At 65.9% G+C, this 3,644-nt stretch carries 2 protein-coding genes and 2 pseudogenes; all 4 read right to left on the bottom strand.

The annotated features are described in order from the left end of the window. A pseudogene (locus ACLQI9_RS20900) lies at positions 1 to 225 on the bottom strand (alpha/beta hydrolase family esterase); the annotation flags it as partial. Between the two features lie 14 nt (positions 226 to 239). Further along, on the bottom strand, positions 240 to 995 hold the full coding sequence (locus ACLQI9_RS20895) for a deoxyribonuclease IV (RefSeq protein WP_442392102.1): 756 nt from the start codon (positions 993 to 995) through the stop codon (positions 240 to 242). Positions 996 to 1,086: 91 nt separating this feature from the next. Beyond that, positions 1,087 to 1,968, bottom strand: a complete 882-nt coding sequence (locus ACLQI9_RS20890; RefSeq protein ID WP_442388697.1) for a hypothetical protein — start codon at positions 1,966 to 1,968, stop codon at positions 1,087 to 1,089. Between the two features lie 140 nt (positions 1,969 to 2,108). Then, positions 2,109 to 3,644 (bottom strand): annotated as a pseudogene (locus tag ACLQI9_RS20885) (DNA-directed RNA polymerase subunit beta'); the annotation flags it as partial.

Here is a 3,644-nt window from a genome sequence, read left to right as displayed (position 1 = left end):
GGCGTGTGCGGCGTTGCCGAAACCGCCGTGCAGCACGAGAACCAGCGGCGCAGATGCGGGCAATCCCTTGGGCTTGTACAGCCGGTAGATGCGGTCATGGCCGCCGACGCTGAGTGTATGCACGCTGGTGCCCTCGACGAAGGCCGACGGCTTGCCCGACTCCCTGCCGACGCAACCGGCGATGACCAATACCACTGCGAGAACGGCGACGACCCGCGCAAGCATGGCGGAGGTGTCCCTCAGCTCAGCCGGTCACGAAGAAACGCGATGTCGTCCTTGCGGCCCTCGTCGGCCGTTTCGCAGATAACCGGCGCGCCCGCCGCCCGCACCACCGCCACCAGCAGGTCGGGATCGATCTGCCCGGTGCCGAAGTTGGCGTGCCGGTCGCGGCCCGAGCCCGCCGAGTCCTTGGAGTCGTTGCAGTGCACCAGGTCGATGCGGCCGGTGATGCCCTTGATGCGCGCGACGGCGTCGACCAGCGCCTCGCCCGCCGCCCAGGCGTGGCAGGTATCCAGGCAGAAGCCGATACCGCTGTCGCCGATGTGGTCCCAAAGCCGTCCGATGGTGTCGAAGTGACGGGCCATCGCGTGATCACCGCCGGCGGTGTTCTCCAGGTAGACCGGAACTTTCGTCTGCAATTGGTCGAGCGCCTTGCGCCAGCGCTGGAAGCCTTCGTCGAAGTCGCTGTCCTCGGCGACGTGGCCGCCGTGCACGATCACCGCGGCAGCGCCGATCTCGGCAGCCGCGTCACAGGTGTCCTGCAAGATTTTGCGCGACGGGATCCGCACCCGGTTGTTCGCCGACGCGACGTTGATCAGATAGGGCGCGTGCACGTAGATCGGTAGGGCCGCGGCTTTGAGCTGTGCGGCGTCCTCGCGCGGCTTGGGCGCCTTCCAGCTCTGCGGGTTGCCGAGGAATATCTGCACCACGTCGGCGTTCTCGGCGGCAGCGGCTGCGAGCGGATCCTGCGGGCTTACGTGTGAACCGATGAGCACGTCGGCCAGTCTAGTGAGCGGCGCGGACAGTCTCGGCGAGCAGACGAAAAAGCCCGCGACACGCCATGCGTGCGCGGGCTTTTACGTCTGCTCAGCAGGCCAAACGGTGCCGCTGCAGGTGGTAGTTAATGCGGTCGGTGAGTCCAACCGGATCGCGTCTGATGTCTTCGACGCTCATCGGAATGGTCGTGAAGCCGCATTCTTGCAGTCGGGCCGTCTTCAGCCTGTCACGCAGCATGCGCTCGCGACCCGCGTGCCACTCAATGCTGTCGTATTCGGCTACGACAAACGCTTCCGGCCACGCGAAGTCGACGCGCCAGACTCGGCCGTACCGGTCGACGACGCTGTATTGCAGCTCTGGCATCGGCAACCGCGCGTCGAGGAACACCAGTCGCGCCTCGCTCTCCATCGGCGACTCGGCACGACCGTCGGCGCAGTCGATCAGCTCACGGACCTTGACGATTCCGCGGCGCCCCTTCTGTTGGGTGATCGTGGCATGCAATTCCGCTGCAGTACAGGCTCCGACGTGCAGGGCAGCGTCAAGTGTCGCCAAAGCGCGCGATCGCCGGAGCGTCCGAGCGACTTCGATTACCGTCCACGCGGGCGCTGTCGCCAATCGACCCTCGACCCGTCGCAGCGGTGCGCCGATTCGTTGGTGCACCATGAGACTTCTTGACGGCCGCATCCGCACGCCGGGATCAAGTATGTGGACACGAGACGTGTTTTCGGTATCGAAGCCGTACAACGCCGCAGCCGTCCCCATGCAAGCCACGATCGGCTGCCCGGCGACCAGATCAAACGCTGCCAGCTTGCCGACAATGTCGGGCTCATCCAACGCATAAACCCCGTGGCACACCCGAATTAGCCTGCCCGCCTTGATGAATCCGGCGAGCCGCTTGCGTGTCGTCACGGTCAGCAGTTCGGCGGTCGTCGCCAACCCGCCTCTAGCCAACAGCACGCTCTCGATGTCCATGGGCCACAATGCTGCTGGAGCGCGAGCGAAGGTGGTAGCCAGCAACCGACGACAATGGGGATTGGGTGGATGAGGAGACCCAAAAGCCCCCGACACGCCGTGCGTGCGGGGGCTTTTGCGTCTGCTCGCGCTACAGAAGGTTACCGATAATCCGAGTAGCCGTAGTCGTCCAGCGGAACCGCAGCACCGGTGGCCTGGCCGAAGTCCGGGCTGTAGTACTGGTCCTCGTAGGACGGGATGGTGTACGCCGCCGCCCGGGCCTCCTCGGTGGGCTGAACCTGGATGTTGCGGTAGCGGTTGATACCGGTACCGGCCGGGATCAGCTTTCCGATGATCACGTTCTCTTTCAGACCCTGCAGCTTGTCGCTGCGGCAGTTGATCGCCGCATCGGTTAGCACTCGCGTGGTCTCCTGGAACGACGCCGCAGAAAGCCACGAGTCGGTGGCCAGCGACGCCTTGGTGATACCCATCAGCACTGGGCGGCCAGCGGCGGGCTCGCCGCTCTCGGCCACTACGCGACGGTTCTCGGCCTCGAAGTCCGCGCGGTCGATCAGCGAGCCGGGCAGGAACTCCGTCGAGCCCGAGTCGATGATGGTCACCCGGCGCAGCATCTGCCGGACGATCACCTCGATGTGCTTGTCGTGGATCGACACACCCTGAGCGCGGTAGACCTCTTGGGTCTCCCGGACCAAGTGGATCTGCACCTGGCGGGGGCCCTGCACGCGCAGCACCTCGTGCGGGTCGGCAGAGCCTTCCATCAGCTGCTGGCCCACCTCGACGTGGTCGCCATCGGTGAGCAGCCGCTCGGAACCGTCTTCGTGCTTGAACACCCGCAGGCGTTGCCGCTTGGAGAGCTTGTCGTAGACCACTTCCTCGCCACCGTCGTCAGGAACGATGGTGATCTTGTAGAAGCGCTCGCCCTCCTCCAGACGCACCCGTCCGGTGACGTCGGCGATCGGCGCCTTACCACGCGGCACCCGGGCCTCGAACAGCTCCTGCACACGGGGCAGACCACCGGTGATGTCCTCACCGACGCCACCCTGGTGGAAGGTGCGCATGGTCAGCTGCGTGCCGGGCTCACCGATGGACTGGGCGGCGACGATACCGACGGCTTCACCGATGTCGACCAGCTTGCCGGTGGCCATCGACCGCCCGTAGCAGGTCGCGCAGACACCGGTACCAGTGGTGCAGGTCAGCACCGAACGCACCTTCACCTGCGTGATACCGGCCGCCAGCAGCGCGTCGATCTCCGGGTCGCCCAGGTCGTGCCCGCGCGCAACGACGACGTTGCCGTCGCCGTCTACCGCGTCGGTGCCCAACGTGCGTGCGTACGCGGAGGTTTCGATGAACGGGTCGCGGATCAGCGTGCCGTCGGGCTGACGCTCAGCCAGCTCGACGACGATGCCGCGCTCGGTGCCGCAGTCGGCCTCGCGAACGATGACATCCTGCGACACGTCGACCAGACGACGGGTCAGGTATCCCGAGTCGGCGGTACGCAACGCGGTGTCCGCCAACCCCTTCCGGGCGCCGTGGGTGTTGATGAAGTACTCCAACACCGTCAGGCCCTCACGGAACGACGACTTGATCGGCCGCGGGATGAACTCACCCTTCGGGTTGGTCACCAGACCCTTCATGCCGGCCAGCGTCCGGGTCTGGGTGAAGTTACCGGTGGCACC

Origin of the sequence: Mycobacterium sp. (genome assembly GCF_052143115.1) — a bacterium.
GTDB lineage: Bacteria > Actinomycetota > Actinomycetes > Mycobacteriales > Mycobacteriaceae > Mycobacterium.
The sequence above is the reverse complement of the archived record's forward strand: the minus strand, read 5'-3'. Positions and strand labels throughout refer to the sequence as shown.

What these genes read in the sequence shown, in the direction of transcription:
- ACLQI9_RS20890 (WP_442388697.1), bottom strand. Translation starts at nt 1,968, where the DNA reads ATGGACATCGAGAGCGTGCTGTTGGCTAGAGGCGGGTTGGCGACGACC.